Source organism: Nitratidesulfovibrio sp. 1201_IL3209, from assembly GCF_036763125.1.
Lineage (GTDB): Bacteria > Desulfobacterota > Desulfovibrionia > Desulfovibrionales > Desulfovibrionaceae > Cupidesulfovibrio.
In genome coordinates this window covers 1-16947 of the sequence record NZ_JBAIYT010000044.1, presented here as the reverse complement: position 1 = coordinate 16947, position 16947 = coordinate 1, and the positions used below count along the sequence as shown (strand labels likewise).

Annotated in this window: 12 protein-coding genes and 1 pseudogene; 9 read left to right on the top strand and 4 right to left on the bottom strand. The window is 52.9% G+C overall.

All coding sequences use genetic code 11. From position 1 onward, the window contains the following. Positions 1 to 7 precede the first annotated feature (7 nt). The 3 genes from V6B97_RS15790 to brxL are packed head-to-tail and all read left to right on the top strand — an operon-like array spanning position 8 to position 6197. Positions 8 to 1804 carry a DUF262 domain-containing protein gene (locus V6B97_RS15790; RefSeq protein WP_333507487.1) on the top strand — a complete coding sequence of 599 codons (1797 nt, stop codon included), beginning with the start codon at positions 8 to 10 and terminating at the stop codon, positions 1802 to 1804. Beyond that, on the top strand, positions 1801 to 4173 hold the full coding sequence (pglZ, locus tag V6B97_RS15785) for a BREX-1 system phosphatase PglZ type B (protein ID WP_333507486.1): 2373 nt from the start codon (positions 1801 to 1803) through the stop codon (positions 4171 to 4173). The genes V6B97_RS15790 and pglZ overlap by 4 nt, the downstream gene beginning before the upstream one ends. Then, positions 4152 to 6197 carry a BREX system Lon protease-like protein BrxL gene (brxL, locus tag V6B97_RS15780; protein ID WP_333507485.1) on the top strand — a complete coding sequence of 682 codons (2046 nt, stop codon included), beginning with the start codon at positions 4152 to 4154 and terminating at the stop codon, positions 6195 to 6197. Before pglZ ends, brxL begins: the two co-directional genes overlap by 22 nt. Positions 6198 to 6248: 51 nt before the next feature. Here brxL and V6B97_RS17465 read toward each other — a convergent pair whose 3' ends face one another. After that, complete coding sequence (locus V6B97_RS17465; protein WP_442935501.1) at positions 6249 to 6533, bottom strand: integrase core domain-containing protein; 285 nt, start codon at positions 6531 to 6533, stop codon at positions 6249 to 6251. Next, positions 6493 to 6987 (bottom strand): YagK/YfjJ domain-containing protein, encoded by a 495-nt coding sequence (locus V6B97_RS15775; protein WP_442935502.1) that lies wholly within the window; start codon positions 6985 to 6987, stop codon positions 6493 to 6495. The genes V6B97_RS17465 and V6B97_RS15775 overlap by 41 nt, the downstream gene beginning before the upstream one ends. A 464-nt stretch (positions 6988 to 7451) precedes the next feature. Here V6B97_RS15775 and V6B97_RS15770 point away from each other — a divergent pair, with 464 nt between their 5' ends. Together V6B97_RS15770 and V6B97_RS15765 are read left to right on the top strand one after the other, a co-directional pair. Next, positions 7452 to 8150 carry a thermonuclease family protein gene (locus tag V6B97_RS15770; RefSeq protein WP_333507483.1) on the top strand — a complete coding sequence of 233 codons (699 nt, stop codon included), beginning with the start codon at positions 7452 to 7454 and terminating at the stop codon, positions 8148 to 8150. 31 nt (positions 8151 to 8181) lie between these two features. Beyond that, positions 8182 to 8601, top strand: coding sequence for a nucleoside 2-deoxyribosyltransferase (locus V6B97_RS15765; protein WP_333507482.1), 420 nt, complete (start codon positions 8182 to 8184; stop codon positions 8599 to 8601). A 72-nt stretch (positions 8602 to 8673) separates the two neighbouring features. On the opposite strand, the gene V6B97_RS15760 is transcribed toward V6B97_RS15765, so the two are convergent. Beyond that, the gene (locus V6B97_RS15760; protein ID WP_333507481.1) at positions 8674 to 9567 is read right to left on the bottom strand and encodes a substrate-binding periplasmic protein; all 894 of its coding nucleotides are present in this window, start codon (positions 9565 to 9567) and stop codon (positions 8674 to 8676) included. A 411-nt stretch (positions 9568 to 9978) separates the two neighbouring features. On the opposite strand from V6B97_RS15760, the gene V6B97_RS15755 reads away from it, so the two are divergent. Beyond that, on the top strand, positions 9979 to 11301 hold the full coding sequence (locus V6B97_RS15755; protein ID WP_333507480.1) for a methyl-accepting chemotaxis protein: 1323 nt from the start codon (positions 9979 to 9981) through the stop codon (positions 11299 to 11301). Positions 11302 to 11664: 363 nt separating this feature from the next. Continuing rightward, positions 11665 to 13194 (top strand): potassium/proton antiporter, encoded by a 1530-nt coding sequence (locus V6B97_RS15750; RefSeq protein WP_333507479.1) that lies wholly within the window; start codon positions 11665 to 11667, stop codon positions 13192 to 13194. Between the two features lie 208 nt (positions 13195 to 13402). On the opposite strand, the pseudogene V6B97_RS15745 reads toward V6B97_RS15750, so the two are convergent. After that, a pseudogene (locus tag V6B97_RS15745) lies at positions 13403 to 14561 on the bottom strand (IS3 family transposase). 791 nt (positions 14562 to 15352) lie between these two features. On the opposite strand from V6B97_RS15745, the gene V6B97_RS15740 reads away from it, so the two are divergent. Beyond that, on the top strand, positions 15353 to 16135 hold the full coding sequence (locus V6B97_RS15740; protein ID WP_333507478.1) for a sulfite exporter TauE/SafE family protein: 783 nt from the start codon (positions 15353 to 15355) through the stop codon (positions 16133 to 16135). Between the two features lie 40 nt (positions 16136 to 16175). Then, the gene (locus V6B97_RS15735; protein WP_333507477.1) at positions 16176 to 16889 is read left to right on the top strand and encodes a sulfotransferase family protein; all 714 of its coding nucleotides are present in this window, start codon (positions 16176 to 16178) and stop codon (positions 16887 to 16889) included. The last annotated feature ends 58 nt before the right edge of the window (positions 16890 to 16947 follow it).

The window sequence follows — 16947 nt, the reverse complement described above, 5'->3', positions numbered from 1 at the left end:
GCGTTAGATGATTAAATCTGTAAATAACTACCCAGTCTCACAGCTCTTCGATATCGAAGCGGGCGTGGTCTACGCCATCCCACGCTACCAGCGTGAATACACCTGGGGCAAAAATCAGTGGGAAAACCTGTTCGACGATGTGCTTGAGAACGATCCGGGCTATTTCCTTGGCTCAATCATCTGCATCAACCAGTCGACCGATGCGCTTTCAGTCCAGAAACTTGAACTGGTTGACGGACAACAGCGCCTGACGACGCTCTCATTGCTTTTTGCCTCTGTTTACCATGCCCTAAAAAGCCATGAAACCGATTTGGATGATGAACAGCGCGTTGAGCTGATCAATCTAAAGCGAAAGTTGGTCCTCAAGAAAGGGGACGATCAGATTCGTCTGATCCCGCAGATTCAGAACAATAACAACCCCGATTACCGGGCTGTTCTCGCCGAGATCGGGGTCATCAGTGAATGTGATGTCCCCGCCTACGCTGGCAACCGCAAGATCTTTCGGGCCTATCGGTATTTCCAGGATCGCATAGATGAAATGGCCAACGGCCGAAGCAACCGGCTGGGAACCATCATGGAATTCCTGGACAAGGTCAGCCATGCGTGCCTGGTCAAGATTGAGGTGGCGAGTCACGCAGACGCTTACACCCTGTTCGAGTCATTAAACAATCGAGGCATGCCGCTTACGGCCATCGATCTCATAAAGAACAAGCTGCTGGCTCGTCTGGAATCCATCGAGCCAGGCAAGGTAGATCACTATTTCGGGCACTGGAATCGTCTCTTGGGTTACCTCGGTGACGACTACGCCATCCAGGAACGCTTCTTCCGCCAGTATTACAACGCCTTCAAGGATCAACTCAAAGCGGTCCACCAGGTTCCGGTCGCCACTCGATCCAACCTGATTCAGATCTATGAAAAGCTCATCAACCATGACGCGAAGGATTGCCTGCAGAAGATCAGTGCCGCTGGTCGACTCTATTCGCTGATACTTTCTCGCAACCAGGATGACGCGCTCAATGGTCTCGAAAAACCGATCAAGGATTTGGAGCGGATTCAGGGTGCCCCATCGTATTTGCTGATGTTGTATTTGCTTGTGCGAAAGGATGAGCTCGAGCTTACGAATGCTCACCTGACCTCCATAGTCGAACTACTCGTCCGCTTCTTCGTTCGTCGTAATTTGACCGATACACCTCCAACCCGAGACCTTACTCGGCTGTTCATGACTGTGATCGACAAAATCAGTGGGCTGCGTGCTGATGCGATTCCCCAATCAATTGAGCAGCAACTGGTGGCCGTATCCGCTACGGATGAGGCGTTCAAACGCAAGTTGGAAGGTCCGATTTATGAGGAAAACTCAGGAGTAACCCGGTTTATTCTTTGCGCACTCGCCGAACAAGCCATGACCAAAGAGAGCTGGGTCGATCTGTGGCGTTTTGAAAACAAGCAATTCGTGTGGACCATCGAGCATATTTTTCCGCAAGGAGAAAACATCCCTCAGTCTTGGATAACCATGATTGCCGATGGCGATGAGATAAAAGCGAAGGAAATTCAACAGGCGCAAGTTCACAAATTGGGCAACCTGACAATTTCCGGATTCAACAGTGCGCTTGGCAACAAGAGCTTTGAAGACAAGCGAGACCGTGTAGACCGGCAAGGTCGTGCTGTTGGCTATAAAAACGGACTCAAGCTCAATGAGGACTTGGCCGCTGCTGCTGGCTGGAGCGTTGATCAGATCGATTCGCGGACAGATAAGCTCGTTCAGCAAGTAACTCAACTTTTCAAATTACAAGGAGGTGAAGCATGAGAGTGCTTGATCATCTCCTGAAAGCGGTTCGTGATGCCGCCGTCTTCAACCCGGAGGTTCAGGTTGCCCCAGCCTGTATCCTGTGGCCGGATCGTGACCGTCAGTGGGAAGCCGTCATACCCGTTCTTCAGGCCGAACTGCCCGAACTCATGATCCTGGGCGACTATGCGCCAGAAAAGCGCATTGGACCTGCCATCTGGTTGCGTTGCGTGATTGCCGGTCGAACTGAGGATATATCGCTGCCCAAGGATCGGACGCCGATTTTTTATCTGCCGGGCGTCAGTCGCCAGGACCTGCGGGCTGTCGAAAGTTGCCCGGATCACTTGAAGCCGCTTGCTGAACTGCAATACCGGGGCGTGATCTGGTCCCAAATCAATGCGAAAGACTGGACGATCCTTGCCTATTTGAAATCCGATCAGGGTGGGCTTGGACTGGACGTCGCCCAAGACAACGATGCCAAGAACGCCATGCAACTTGCGTTGTATCGGCTCCTCGACGAGGATGTCGCCTTGCTCAAGGGCAAGCGTCTAGACAAGGACTACTTCAACACCCTGTTGACGGGTGGCGATCCGATTCGCGACCTCCTGCAATGGCTCGATCAGGGGGACGCATTCCAGGCAAGCCGTGGCGAGAACGAATGGAAAGCCTTTGTCGAGGTCTGCAAGTCTCAACTGGCCTTCAACCCCCAAAACGAAGGCGTTTTGGCCGGGAGCACCAAGCTCGCAAACCATGAAGGGCCGTGGCATGCTGTTTGGGAACGTTACTGCGAGGCGCCTAAGCGCTACCCCAACATTCCGGCACAAATCAGAAAATGTCGTCCACCGAGTGACACCATTTTCTGGCACATGGGAGACGCCTCTTTCGACGGCTGGCCTCAGTGGAATGACGACCAGGAGAAAAAACTTCACCTTGATTTGATGGCCCTTGCCAAAGCGCCCGCGCACGAAGCGAGGGCGAAGATTGAGGAGCTGGAAAAACAGCATGGACCCAGGCGGTCTCTGGTCTGGGCCGAACTGGGTGATTCCCCCTTGGCCTGCGCAGTGGAGCATCTGGCGACCATTGCCGAGATCACCAAAAGTGGCCTTGCTGCAGGTTCGGTGGACGACCTCGCAGTGGGATATCGCAGTCACGGATGGCGGGGCGATTACGGAGTGATCCAGGCTTTGGCCCAGGCCGAAAGCTCTGACGACTTTGATGCCGTGACGACCGCTATTCGATCTGTTTACCTGCCGTGGGTTGAAGAATCAGCCCGCTATCTCCAGAAATTGGTAGATGGTGCATCGTACCCAGGAGGCACCTGTCTTACGGCAAAGGCAGCACCTTTCAATCACGGAGACTGCGTTCTCTTCGTCGACGGACTCCGTTTCGATGCTGGGAAGCGTTTGGTTGGCTCTTTAGAGGCGTGTGGGTTTGAGATTTCCGAGGAACCTGCCTGGACAGCCCTGCCGAGTGTAACGGCAACCGGCAAGGCGGCGGTAACCCCAGTACGAGACAGAATTCGCGGTGAGGATAGCAGTCCAGATTTTGAGCCATCTGTAGCAGATACCGGTCAGTCATTAAAAGGTGGCTATCACCTGAAGAAGTTACTGGCCGACGCGGGATGGTCGGTCCTTGAGCGCTCTGCGGATGGCGATGGCCAGGGTATGGCTTGGTGCGAATTTGGAGACATCGACCACGAAGGCCACGACCGCGGGTGGAAACTTGCCAAACACATCGATGCCCTGATTCTGGAGATCACAGGCCGTATCACGGAGCTTTTGGCAGCAGGGTGGAAGCGTGTTCGGGTTGTGACAGACCATGGCTGGTTGTTGCTGCCCGGGGGATTGCCAAAAATCGATCTTCCCGGTGCCCTGGCGGATACCAAGTGGGGCCGATGCGCCTCATTAAAACCCGGGGCCACTTCTGAGGAGCGGCTTTATCCATGGTACTGGAATCCCAGTCAGTATTTTGCCCTCGCGGATGGTGTGAGCTGCTTCAAGAAGGGCGAGGAGTACACCCACGGCGGCCTGAGCCTGCAAGAATGCCTGACGCTGCAATTAACAGTAACGTGCGGCGAAGCTGCTCAGGCGGCAGCATCTGTCGAACTTACCGACGTGGTGTGGAAGGGTTTGCGTTGCACCGTTGCCGTGGATGGCAACTTCTCGGGTTTATCACTTGATGTTCGTAGCCAAGCTGGCAATTCATTGTCCAGTGTGGTTGTAGGCAGCAAACGACTTAAAGACAATGGAACAGCCTCAGTAGTCGTCGAGGACGAGGACATGGAGGGGCGTGAAGCAACAGTGGTCCTGGTCGATGCCAATGGTTCGCTGGTTACGCAAATCGCCACAGTGGTTGGTGGAGATAATAAATGTTTGAAATTGACCAGATAGATAAAAAAGCGATCTCCTCGTTAGAGGGGTACCTGGTCCGGAAGGATCTGGTCCGAACGTTTAGCCGCCAGTTTCCGGTGCCTACGTATGTGGTCGAGTTTCTACTCGGCCGGTATTGTGCCAGCACCGAACAGGACGAGATTGATGAGGGGCTCGAGATCGTCCAACGGCAACTCAAATCGCGAACGATCAAGGCCGGGGAAGAAGAGCTTTTCAAGGCTCGGGCGAGGGAAAATGGCGAGGTCAAAATCATCGATCTCATCACCGCTCGCCTGGATGCGAAGACTGACTCCTACATCGCGACACTGCCCAGCCTGCGTCTGACCGATGTCCGTATTAGCCCGGAACTGGTGAAAGAACATGAGCGAATGCTGACTGGTGGCTTTTATGCCGAGATCAGCCTGAACTACGATGCGGCTATCGCCCAGGAGAGCAAAGGCAGACCTTTCGGTGTGGAGTCGCTTCGGGAAATCCAACTATCCAAACGAGAAGTGCTCGACATCCTGGCCGAGGCTCGCAAGTCCTTCACTACCGATGAGTGGAAGGCGTTTCTGCTTCGATCCATAGGCATAGAATCGAACGGATTGTCTCGGCGGCAACGCGATGCCTTGATGCTGCGCATGGTTCCCTTTGTCGAGCGTAACTACAACTTGGTGGAACTCGGCCCCAGAGGAACGGGCAAGAGCCATCTCTTCCAGCAGGTTTCTCCGTATGCGCATCTGATTTCCGGGGGTAAGGCCACGGTTGCCCGGATGTTCGTCAACAACGCAACCGGCCAGCGCGGATTGGTCTGCCAATACGATGTGGTTTGCTTCGATGAGGTGTCCGGCGTCTCTTTCGACCAGAAAGATGGCGTGAACATCATGAAGGGATACATGGAGTCAGGTGAATTTAGCCGAGGCAAGGAAAGCATCCGAGCCGATGGCAGCATCGTCTTGGTTGGCAACTTTGATGTTGATGTTGAACATCAGCAGCGCATCGGGCATCTGTTTGGCCCCATGCCACCCGAGATGAAAGACGACACCGCTTTCATGGACCGAATCCACGCCTTTCTGCCCGGCTGGGATGTTCCTAAAATCAGCAAGGAACTGTTGACGAGTCACTTCGGTCTGGTGAGCGATTTCTTGTCCGAGTGTTGGAGCCAGCTTCGCAATCAAAGCAGAGTGAGCGTATTGCAAGGCCGGGTGTTCTTCGGTGGCGCTCTGTCGGGGCGCGATACCAACGCGGTCAATAAAACCGTGAGTGGATTGCTCAAGCTTCTCTATCCCGGTGGAGGCGAGGCAGCCGACGAGGATATCGAGTGGGCCGTCCATATCGCCATGGAGGCAAGGCGTCGCGTCAAGGAGCAGCAGAAGCGCATCGGCGCTGCGGAATTCCGTAATACCCACTTCAGTTACGTGATGGGGGCTAATGGCGTAGAAAAGTTTGTCTCGACTCCAGAACTGCAAAGCGAAAACAGCATTGGTGGAGATCCCCTTGAACCGGGCCAGGTCTGGACCATCTCGCCAGGAGGCGGTGAAGAGCACCCGGGACTCTACCGTATCGAAATCAATGAAGGCCCAGGTTCCGGCGTCAAGATCCTCAACAAACCCGTGCCACCAGCATTCAAGGAAAGCATGGGCTACGCAGAGCAAAACCTCTACGCCCGAGCGATGCAACTGGTCGGGGACAAAGACCCTCGTCATCATGAATTCACCGCCCAACTTCGAGCCTTTGACGCATCCAAGTCCGGCGCGAAACTAGGCATGGCGTCACTCATTGCGCTCTGCACGGCTCTCTTGAAGAAGAGTGTTCGCGGCGGCCTGATCATCGTGGGAGAGATTAATCTAGGCGGATCTATTGAGCCTATTCATGCGCCCGTCACCACGGCTGAGATCGCAGTTGAAAAAGGGGCTTCGGCTATCTTGATGCCGGTTTCCTGCCGCCGACAGCTTTTTGACCTATCCGATGATATGGCAACGAAGATCGACATCCAGTTCTATTCCGACGCAAGAGATGCTCTCCTGAAGGCAATGATAGAGTGACAACTATGAGTGCCCAGGGTAACAGAGTCTGCCACGTCTTTTAAAGTTGCCCTAAAGTCGGGGTATGCAGCTGTGCGTATGACCTTGCCCCGCCAAATGTACTAGGGAGAAGTTCGTAGTTGTGGCTTCAGTGTTTTCACCATTTACGGCTCTTCGGTATTCCTCTGGGCTTATGTCGGCGAGGGTGCTGTGCGAACGCAAGATGTTGTAATCCTGCTTCCACACCTTGGTGAGCCGTCTTGCCTCGGTCAGCGAGAAGAAAGCCTCTCGCAGGGGCTTTCCTTCGGTTGTTTCATCATTCTGTTGGCAATGAACTCGCTCCCCACTCCCTCGCATTCAAGGGCGCGTAGCCCTTGGTCCTCGTTTTGGCCAGGTAGCTGGCCCACTCCACGCATCTTTGGATATCTCGTTCATAGCAGGCATCATGACGATCCAAGTGGATGAAGTCAGGATGTGAGCTACCATCTCTGCTTCTGTTGCATCTCTTTAATAATCCGGGATAATTGATCCCCAATGCTCTCTGCCAAAGGGCATCAGCCTTCTCCATGTGGTTCCAGCTGTGGCATGTGAGGTTGCCATTCAGGAGGAGCATCACGTGGTAATGCTGGTGTTTTTCTCTGGATTGTTCACGTGCCCAGACGTACTGGAAGGCTATCCCCTTGCGGGATAAATAGCGTGTAAAGCTATTAAGGAATTTGCTTAGATGGCTATTGTCATGAGGAGCTATGAAATCAATAGGGTAGTGCAGATCGAATCGTATAAAGAGAACTCTGCAAAACCGTGAAGTCATATATTCAATGCGATTCACAATCGCATTAATGATGTCTGTACGGATTGGTTTGTCTTCGTATGTCTGTACTTTATAGTTCCTGTATCTATTTCGATCAGTGGTAAGCATTTGTATTGTCCTTGTTATTAAATTAAGATGTCGTGTAGTAGTTTACATCAAGAAGGCTTGTCTTGATGATATTAGCCTTTTTTGCTCTTGTGTTAAGCTTGTATTACATATAGCTTTATGTTGTATATTGTATTATATTTAGATTATGTATTATGTTTTATATTTATATTAGATATACCTATTTTAGCATGATGTTGAGTTGATTGACGTTGTGCTGTTAGTGGATCGCTTTGTCCATTCTGTGTGGTGTTTGTAATTTTTATTTTTGTCAGACTTATTTTATAATATAGTAGGCTTGTAGTGTTTATGATGTTTCTGCTTACAATGCATGAGAATATTAATGCAGGAGTGTCTTGATGAAAAGATTATTCGTGTTCATGATGGTTTTTGTATGCTTGATCTCTTTTTTGTTGTTGATATCGCAAGATGCATCAGCATGGGAGGGGACGGTTGTTGGTGTCGCAGATGGCGATACCGTTACTGTGTTGTCAAAAAATAATGATCAGATTCGTATCCGGCTCTACGGAATTGACGCGCCAGAAAGCGCTCAGGCATTTGGTGCGAAAGCAAAACAGTCTCTTGCCAATATGGTGTTTGGTAAGGTCGTTCGGGTCGAAGAGAAGGACCTAGATCGATATGGGCGTGTCGTGGCAAGGCTCTACGTGGGATCATTAGACGTCAATGCCGAGCAGATTCGGCAGGGGATGGCGTGGGTGTACCGCCATTACTGTCGGGATAGCTTCTGCTCAGGTTGGATAGGTCTGGAGGCTGCAGCTAAGAACGGGGGTGTAGGCCTTTGGAATGACAGAGAGCCTGTTCCGCCTTGGGATTGGCGTAGGGACAAGCGGAGTCCGTCCACAGTGTCTGCTACTGGAGGAAGTCCGGCAGTGGCTGTCTCGTCAGGGAAACTCGTTTACCATGGTAACCAGAGAAGTAGGGTTTTTCATCATCCTCGCTGTAAAGACTACCAGTGCCCTAATTGCATTATAGAGTTGCCGTCGAGAGAAGAGGCTGTGCGACAGGGCTTCAGGCCTTGTGGTGTATGTCGGCCATAACTTGAATCAGTTTGAGGGGAGGGTGAAAGTGATGCGTATTTATCAGGCTGGGCCCCTATTCTCCGAAGCTGAGCGTCTCTGGCACCGTGAGCTTCGCTCGCAGCTTGTACACGCCGGTTATCTCGTTACGTGGCCCTACGAGTTGTGCAGCTCGCAGGAGATCAAGGTTTGGGGAGAGACTGCTCCCAAGAAGATTATGGAGATATGCCATAAGGCCCTAGACCTTTGCGATGTCGTCGTCGCGTTGTTGGATGGAACACAAGTGGATGACGGCACTGCTTGGGAGATTGGCTACGCATATGCGCGAGGAAAGGATGTAGTCGGGATTCGAACCGACTTTCGGCAGGCAGGTGACACTCGCTATTCTGTAGTCAACGCTATGATTGAAGGGAGCTGCCAGGCCATCGTGCGTGATGTGGATGGGCTTTTACATGTGCTTAAGGGCTACTGATAGAAGAATATATCAGGGGGGCTTCGCCTTAGAAAGCCGGGTAGATTATTCCTGTCTGTTCAGAGGTAGTATTCACCTGATACTGTCGTGTGCGGCAGGGCCGGGGGGCGGTGCGCTCATCGTGTATCGCTCAACGATTGCCTTGATCGTCCCATCGTCGGTCAGTTTGCGCAGCGTTTCCTCGAATTCGGGGAGAACGGACAGGTATGGGGAATGTTTCCCGATACCCAGATTGAAGGGGGCCTGATCGAGGACTTTCGGAAGCTCGGCGACTTTGTCGGAAAGTCCGAGCAGACGAAGGTTGTATTTGATGACGGCGGAGTTGTTCGAAACCATCTCGATAAGGTCCGCCGCAAGCATTCGGAGCAGCGATTCCAAATTGTTGGTCCAAACAATGGGCACTCCTTGCGCTTCAAGATGTCTAGAAGCCCAACTGCTCCCGAGATATCCGCCGACAACGAATCGTTTTAAATCCGGGATTGAGGAGATGTCGGCCATGTCTGGGTTGTGGGCGTTTTTTCTGTTCACGAAAACAGTGTAAGTCCCGATTAGCACCGGTAACTCACAAAATATCACGTAAGATCGCCGCTCATCGTTTGGCAGCGTGACGAATCCATCGGCTTTCCTGCTCTTCACATGTTCCTGGGCGCGGGCCCAAGGGTATCCCATGTATTCCACCGCCAGCCCCATGCGTCGGCTCAAGATTTCGTCCATCACGTCAACGAGGATTCCGCGCATGCGCCCTCCCTCCTCCCACGAATAGGGGGCATAATCGTTGAAGAAGGCGAGACGCAACGGCTCCTTCTGGGTGTTATCCGTGTCCTGTGCCAACACAGGACTAACAGAGAAGGCCAGGAGCAGGGCAGTGACCAGCAGGCCCCGTATGCGGGGTGCCTGGCAAAAATTATCACGCATAACGAATCCCATGACATCCTGAATTAGTGATTTAAGATCAATTAAGGGCATCAGCCTTCCCGAGGTCTAGCCGGAAGAGGGCAACGAAGGGTATCGGCCGATTGATAATCACCACGCCAGCCATTCTGCCTGATCAAAAGCGTAAAAAGTGAGCAAAGTAAAAAGCTGACAAGCAGGTTGTCCTTCAGATCGTTAGACATTCTCAGATTCAGCATTTGTTGCTGTGATGTTTCATTGGCGCTAGGCATTAGGTCTTGGAGTGACACTTTCACTGCAGTTCGCACGGTAGCACTAGATCTGGACATAGGACTGGACCTACCTTCTCCCGTTGGCGGGGTGTCCGGCCCAAAATGGAGCTACTCCAAGTTCTTTCGGATTCGAAAAATCCAGCTAACGTCTTCAAAAAAGGTTTCAGATGTCCAGGATGCTCTCTTCCGTGATGCTTTCGCCTTACGTGAAGGTGTGTTCGAGGCGACGCTTGGTGGCAAGGATCGTCTGGTTTCTGTACTGACGGGTTTTGAAGGCTGGAAGCTTGTAGTCATTATCGACACCGATGAGATATTCGCAGAGTCGCGAGCTATCGTACTGAAGATTGTCGGGGTGGTCACGGTGATAGCCATTATCGACGTGGTCTGTGCGTGGTTCATCTCCCGTACGATAGCCAACCCCATAGACCTTCTGGTGCGGGCCTCCGGGGACATCGCTGCCGGAAACTTCAATGCGTTGCCCGAAAGTTCACGGTTCTCTGGTGGACTGCTAACGTTGCATGGCAGCCTGAAGCGCATGGTTGAAAGTCTTGGCGAACTCATCAAGACTGCTGAAGCCAAATCGCAGGAGGCCGAACAGCAGACTGCGCTGGCAAAGACAGCCCTTGGGGAGGCCGAAGAAGCCCGCAAGGCCGCCGAACAAGCCAAGCGGAATGGCATGTTGCAGGCGGCGCGTGATCTTCAGGGTATTGTCGAGGTCATCTCCGCTGCCTCTGAAGAGCTCGCCGCACAGATAGAACAGGCCTCGCGTGGGGCGGAGTTCCAGAGTCAGCGTACCGGAGAGACCGCCACGGCCATGGAAGAGATGAACGCCACCGTGCTTGAGGTGGCCCGTAGTGCTGGCAGTGCCGCCGAGACATCTGCCAATGCCCGAGACAATGCAGAGGTCGGTGCGGGCATCGTGCGCGACATGGTGAAGGGAATCAACTCCGTGAACCAGTATGCCGAGCGGTTGCAGCAGGACATGGACGTACTGGGCCGCAGGGCCGAGGACATAGGCCACATCATCAACGTCATCAATGACATCGCCGACCAGACGAACCTGCTCGCGTTGAACGCCGCCATCGAAGCGGCCCGTGCTGGCGAGGCCGGACGCGGCTTTGCCGTGGTCGCTGATGAGGTGCGCAAGCTGGCTGAGAAGACCATGGCTGCCACCAAGGAGGTGAGCGACGCCATCGGTGGTATACAGTCTGGAACCCGTGAGAGCTTTGAACAGGTGCAGCAGACGGTGAAGGAAGTGGTCACCGTGACGACCATGGCCGAGAAGGCGGGCAACTCGTTGGTTACCATCGTGCAGCTGTCGGACAAGTCTTCAGACCAGGTGCGCTCTATCGCGACCGCGAGTGAAGAGCAGTCTGCCGCCTCTGAAGAAATCGCCCATGCCGTGGACGAGATAAACCGCATCACTGCCGAGACCAACGACGCCATGCGGCAGTCGGCACAGGCTGTGACCGAGCTTGCCGAACAGGCTCAGCGGCTGAAGAACATCATCGAGACCATGCAGCGCGACAACACATAGGCGTTATTTGTCGGAAAAAACAAGAACAGGCAGGAACGAGTCCTGCCTGTTCTGTTATGGGTGGGAGTAGCCCACTGGAGTGCCGGCATCTCTGCTAGCCGAAGAGGTAGTGCTAGATGTGTGTCCAGACAGAGTGCTCAAGAGATTTCCACGGTCGAGATCGTGATGCGTATCAGTTTGGTGATTGCTCGAATATATTTCGAAGTGCTTTAACGCGGAAGCCAAAGGGAAGCGATACGAGGAGCTTTTTTCACTGGATTACAAGCGTGTGTTTGAGTTAGGTGTAAGACTTGCAACTTCACTCAAAGAGATTACTTGAATTTGAATATTCAGAATTCAATTTTATGACTATCGAAAATGCATATGATTGAACTTTACCTCGTCGCCCCCTCGATACTCCTTTTGATTGTCATCGTATCTTCTCTTCTAGATCGCTGGAGCGTGCCTGTCATTCTCATCGCCCTTGGAGCGGGAATTCTTTTCGGCAGCGATGTGCTCAGATTATGGGACTTTGGCAACGTTATGTTGACCAATCAGATAGCCAACTTGGCATTAGTCTTCATCCTATTCCAAGGAGGATTCAGCACTAAACGTGAAGACTTTAAGTCCGTAGCACTCCCTGCCGGTGGCTTGGCAACTTGGGGAGTCATCCTTACTGCAATTGCAACTTTCATTATTCTTAGATTTGTGCTTCATTGGCAACTTGAAAAATCTATATTGCTTGCTGTCATCATATCCTCAACAGATGCTGCAGCAACATTTTCTATTCTCAGGCGACAATCACTTCCTTCGAAATTGTCCGCAACAGTAGAAATCGAAAGCGCCGCTAACGATCCGATGGCCATCCTTTTAACGATGGCAGCCATACAGGCACTGACAGTAGGAAATGCTCGCTGGGAAGTAGTTGTCTTTAGTTTCGCTTGGAAATTTTCTGCTGGAATAGGTATTGGATGGTTATTGGGTCATGCAATGACTTGGCTTTTTAATATTTTCAGACCCCAAGATCGCGGACATTATTATATCATGTTGGTTGGGGCCGTACTGCTCATATTCGGACTGGCCGAAGCGGCCCAAAGTAGTGCAATGCTGGCTATCTTCGTCGCTGGCTTCGTAATGGGCAACAAACCTTTCGTTCACAAGCAAGGCATCGCAAATTTCATTTCTGCTCTCTCAACAATCGCTGACACCAGCATGTTCGTCTTGATGGGACTGCTGGTCTATCCTCACCAATGGGCCGACTTATGGATTGAGGGCATAGTGATCTTCGCAGTCCTGACGTTCATTGCCAGGCCATTCGCAGTATGGATTGGCACAATGATGATGGGCCTAGGCGTAATAAACAAAATCTTTATCACGTGGGCAGGGCTTCGTGGAGCAGTGCCCATTATTCTTGCGACCTATCCGATCACTGCGGGTATGGCAGAAGGAAATGAAATTTTTAACCTTGTCTTCTTTGTCGTTATCCTGTCCGTCACATTTCAAGGATCAACACTTGGAACTTTAGCCAAGGTACTGAAAATCTCCACCAAGTCTCGCCCCAAGCCACTGTACAACTTAGAACTCATTACGATGGCCAAAAGTGACATGGACCTGATCACAGTAGATATTCCCGGTCCGCAAGGGAGCCAATACGCAAAGATCTCGGATCTGAGGCTCCCCCCGGGTTCCGTCATCACACTCATCACGCGAGGAGAAAAAGTCGTCGCACCAAAAGGAAGTACCTGTCTAAGGGGTTGGGACCAGATAACCATTCTAACTCATGCTGCAAATGAAGCGACGATTAAAGAGATTCTTACATGCCAAGTCAATGGAACAATCAAGGACGGCGATATTGAGCAAAGTTGCGATAATACCATTCAAGAAAATGGCTTATGCGGAAATGATTTTGAATAGTCAAAAAACACTCAACATTGACTATGCATTCTAATATGCGACAATAAAATTAGAAACTAATCATGTTAGACATGTTGTAACTGTCAATAAATATTTTTAAACAACTTATATGCTCATTCAGGCATAGCCATAATTCCTCCATTTAGCACAATACGGCTGGAGTAGCTCCTAATTCGACCGGACACCCTACCAACCGTAAGAGGTCGTGCTAAAGTATGTCCTGACGGTGACCTGACCCCGCCAAGTTTTCCAGAGATAAGTTCGTAGTCGCGACTTCAGTGTTTTCACCCTTCACAGCTCTTCGGTATTCCTCTGGACTCATACCGCCGAGGGAATTGTGTGGGCGCACGGTGTTGTAATCCTGCCTCCACGCCTCGACAACCCGTCTTGCCTCGGCCAGTGAGAAGAAAGCCTGGGCATTCAGGCACTCTTCCCGAAACCGGCCATTGAAGCTTTCGAGATGGCCGTTTTCTGTCAGTTTGCCCGGACGGATGAACTCCAGCCTTACTCCCCGCCCATGCGCCCACAGGTCCAAGGCCTTACCTGTGAACTCAGGACCGTTGTCGGTTCGGATGACCGCCGGACACTGTCCCAGAGCGTTCAGCCGTTCCAAAACCCTTGCGACACGCTCGCCAGTCAGAGAATGATCCCCCTTGATCACTGGACAGCACCGATCATAGAGGTCAACAACGGTCAGCATGCGAAGCCTGCGGCCGTTCATCAGACAGTCGCTCATGAAGTCCATGGCCCTATGCTGATTCGGCCCCGCGGGACCTGGCGGCACCACCAGCAGAGGGCTTACCCGCTTGCGGCGGTGCTTGAGTCTGAGCGACAGCCCTTTCTCCCGATACACTCGCTCGACGCGCTTGTGGTTCACGACGATGCCTTCACGGCGCATAGGATCTGCAACCGTGGGCTGCCGAAGCGCTGGCGCTCCTCGGCTAGACCTCGCAGGCGGATGCGCAATGCAGCATCGCGATCCGGGCCTGACGGCCGTCTGAAGGTCCGTCGGTTCATCTCCATGAGCTGTCAGGCCCGCCGCTCTGAATAACCATGCACATCGATGGCATAACGCACGGCCAAGCGGCGTTCGGCGGGCTTTACCCGTTTTTTCCAAGGACTTCCTTGAGCACCTGGATGTCCAGGGCCTGCTCGGCCACGAGCCGCTTCAGGCGCTGGTTCTCCTCTTCAAGCCCCCTCAAGCGACGCGCCTCGGGCACGTCCATTCCGCCGTACTTGCTACGCCACTTGTAAAACGTCGCGTCGGACATCCCATGCTGTCGGCACAAAGACGCTACCGTCATCCCGGCTTCGGCCTGCTTGAGAATCCCAATGATCTTCTCCTCGGTGAACCCGCTCTTTCTCATGACGATGGCCTCCTTGGCCTGCGTCACGAACTAATAGCTGGGATACATGGAGGGGGGAAAGGTCAAATCCTTTCACACCGCGAAAGGGATTAAGGTCGCGTAGTCGCTGCCACGGCCAGACTAAGTAGGTGATCCTGATGCCCGGAACACGGCGATTGAGTCTGGCCACATACGATGGGCACCATTCCACGATGCCACCCCCACCGAAATTCTGTCGTGCCATGATCACGCGTGCTCCACACTGGAAGAGCGGAAAGAGCCCATGCCTTTCCGCTCTTCCAGTGTGGAGCCCCGAATAAAGGGCCATATGGTAAACTGTTTACGCTCGGCAACAGTCTGTCCACCTTCTCCCGGCCACGACTCCTAAACAGAGACTAGGTCTGCCGCCCCCGGCCTGTGCATGGCCGAATCACACGATGTGAGCTTTACCGGTTAGCGCCTCCGACTTCGCTGCATACCTATCCGCTCCCCCATTAGGCGACATCCTCAACCGAGACTGGCGCACCGCAAGCCCCCCGCTGAACAGAAAATGAGCAGCAAGAGCAAATAGCAAGGCTGTTCGTGATTGAGCGCACAATATCAAAAGACAGCACGCCGCATGCGCTCATGCACGACGTGGCATCTCAAAAACGGTGTGTTTTCGCTCGAAAACAAGGTGCAATTTCTCTTCATTCGGTTTTTTTAAAGAAATAATCCTTTGTTTTTGATGTGTTACGAAAATTGTGAAATGTGGCACAGCCAATGCAGTCTCAGCCTCATAACTCAACACTCTCTGCTTCAAGGATGAACGCATGTATTTCGCTCTGGTTATTGCATCTCTCATCGTTGGAACGCTCATCGGCACCGTGGGGGTCGGCGGCATCCTCCTCATTCCGGCGCTCTCCGCCTTCGCCGGGCTTTCGACGCACACGGCTATGGCCACCGCGCTGTTCAGCTTCATATTCACTGGCGTGATCGGCACTTGGCTCTACCACCGTCGCGGCAGCATCGACTGGCGCATTACCATTCCCGTTTGCATGGGCGGAGCGCTGTTCGGCTATATCGGGGCACTCTGCAACTCCATGTTCGATGCCCGTACACTGAACATCCTTCTGGCGGGAGTCATCATCTTTGCTGGCGTATACGCCCTCAAACCATACAGCGGCGACCGGACCTTCGCCTTCGACGCATCGAGCAAGCGACACCAGTTCCTGCTGATTGGCATCGGTGGCGCTGTGGGCTTCGGCTCTGGACTTACTGGCGTAGGCGGCCCCGTGCTTTCCGTTCCGTTGATGGTCATCATTGGCTTTTCACCCCTGACCGCCATAGCCACCAGCCAAGTCATCCAGATTACTGCTGCCATATCCGGCACGATCGGCAACCTTGCTTACGGCAGCATCGACTTCTCCGTCGCCTCATGGGTCACCGTTGTCGAGTTGGTTGGCGTCATGATCGGCGTAAACATCGCTCACGCAGCCAAGGCTCAGCACCTCAAAACGTTTGTCTCAGGGATCTGCATCTTCGTAGGCGGCTTCATTCTCATCAAGGCGCTCGGCCTCCTGAATGTGGCGGCCTCAGTCACAACCCATATGTAACGCACCGAACAACACTTCTAAACAAAGAAGGAGAACCAACATGGGTATCAAGCTCACCGAAAAGCCAATTTTCATGATCGGCGCAGAACGCTCCGGCACCACCCTTGTTATGGCCTTGCTCGGCAGTCATTCCCGCATCGCCGTTCCTGAAGTGGTCTGGTATTACCCCCGATTCCAGCCCTACCTCCACACCTACGGCGACCTCAGCAATGAAGACAACTTCCGCACCCTTGCCGCCGAAATGGTGTTTGGCCTGAAGACCCCCTTCTGGGGCATGAAGGTCAACCCCCGCACCATCGTTGACGAAGTCATCGAACTGGCTCCTGAGCGCAGCTTCGCAGGCATCTACGCAGGAATGCACATGCGCTTCGCACAATCGGTAAACAAGCCGCGCTGGGGTGAAAAAACGCCGCATAACCTTTTCTTCGTCGGCCCCATGCACAATGACTTCCCTGATGCTCAGTTCATCTACATCACCCGTGACGGTCGCGACGCCAGTGTGGACTACATGGAATCATCCTTTGGCCCCACCAATATCTACATGGCCTCCAACTCGTGGAAGCGCTGTTGGAACGCAGTCAAGGAATGGCGCGAGCCGCTGCGCGAAAAGGGACTCTGGTTCGACATCAAGTACGAAGAACTCGTTCGCAATCCTGAAAAGGTCATACGCGAAACTTGCGAGTTCTGGGTCTTCGACGTTAGCTGTGGAATTCACGCCTCCAAGAGTTGGGTGATGGGCGCTCCGATCAGGTAGATCATGGTGATGAAGGTTGTTACGTTCCGATACCCTCTGGCCCGCGAGCGAGCAGCCT

Bases quoted from the DNA above. Each gene is read 5' to 3' on its own strand.
- V6B97_RS15790 (WP_333507487.1), top strand. From the start codon at position 8: ATGATTAAATCTGTAAATAACTACCCAGTCTCACAGCTCTTCGATATC.
- pglZ (WP_333507486.1), top strand. From the start codon at position 1,801: ATGAGAGTGCTTGATCATCTCCTGAAAGCGGTTCGTGATGCCGCCGTC.
- brxL (WP_333507485.1), top strand. From the start codon at position 4,152: ATGTTTGAAATTGACCAGATAGATAAAAAAGCGATCTCCTCGTTAGAG.
- V6B97_RS17465 (WP_442935501.1), bottom strand. From the start codon at position 6,533: ATGCGAGGGAGTGGGGAGCGAGTTCATTGCCAACAGAATGATGAAACA.
- V6B97_RS15775 (WP_442935502.1), bottom strand. From the start codon at position 6,987: ATGACTTCACGGTTTTGCAGAGTTCTCTTTATACGATTCGATCTGCAC.
- V6B97_RS15770 (WP_333507483.1), top strand. From the start codon at position 7,452: ATGAAAAGATTATTCGTGTTCATGATGGTTTTTGTATGCTTGATCTCT.
- V6B97_RS15765 (WP_333507482.1), top strand. From the start codon at position 8,182: ATGCGTATTTATCAGGCTGGGCCCCTATTCTCCGAAGCTGAGCGTCTC.
- V6B97_RS15760 (WP_333507481.1), bottom strand. From the start codon at position 9,567: ATGCCCTTAATTGATCTTAAATCACTAATTCAGGATGTCATGGGATTC.
- V6B97_RS15750 (WP_333507479.1), top strand. From the start codon at position 11,665: ATGATTGAACTTTACCTCGTCGCCCCCTCGATACTCCTTTTGATTGTC.
- V6B97_RS15740 (WP_333507478.1), top strand. From the start codon at position 15,353: ATGTATTTCGCTCTGGTTATTGCATCTCTCATCGTTGGAACGCTCATC.
- V6B97_RS15735 (WP_333507477.1), top strand. From the start codon at position 16,176: ATGGGTATCAAGCTCACCGAAAAGCCAATTTTCATGATCGGCGCAGAA.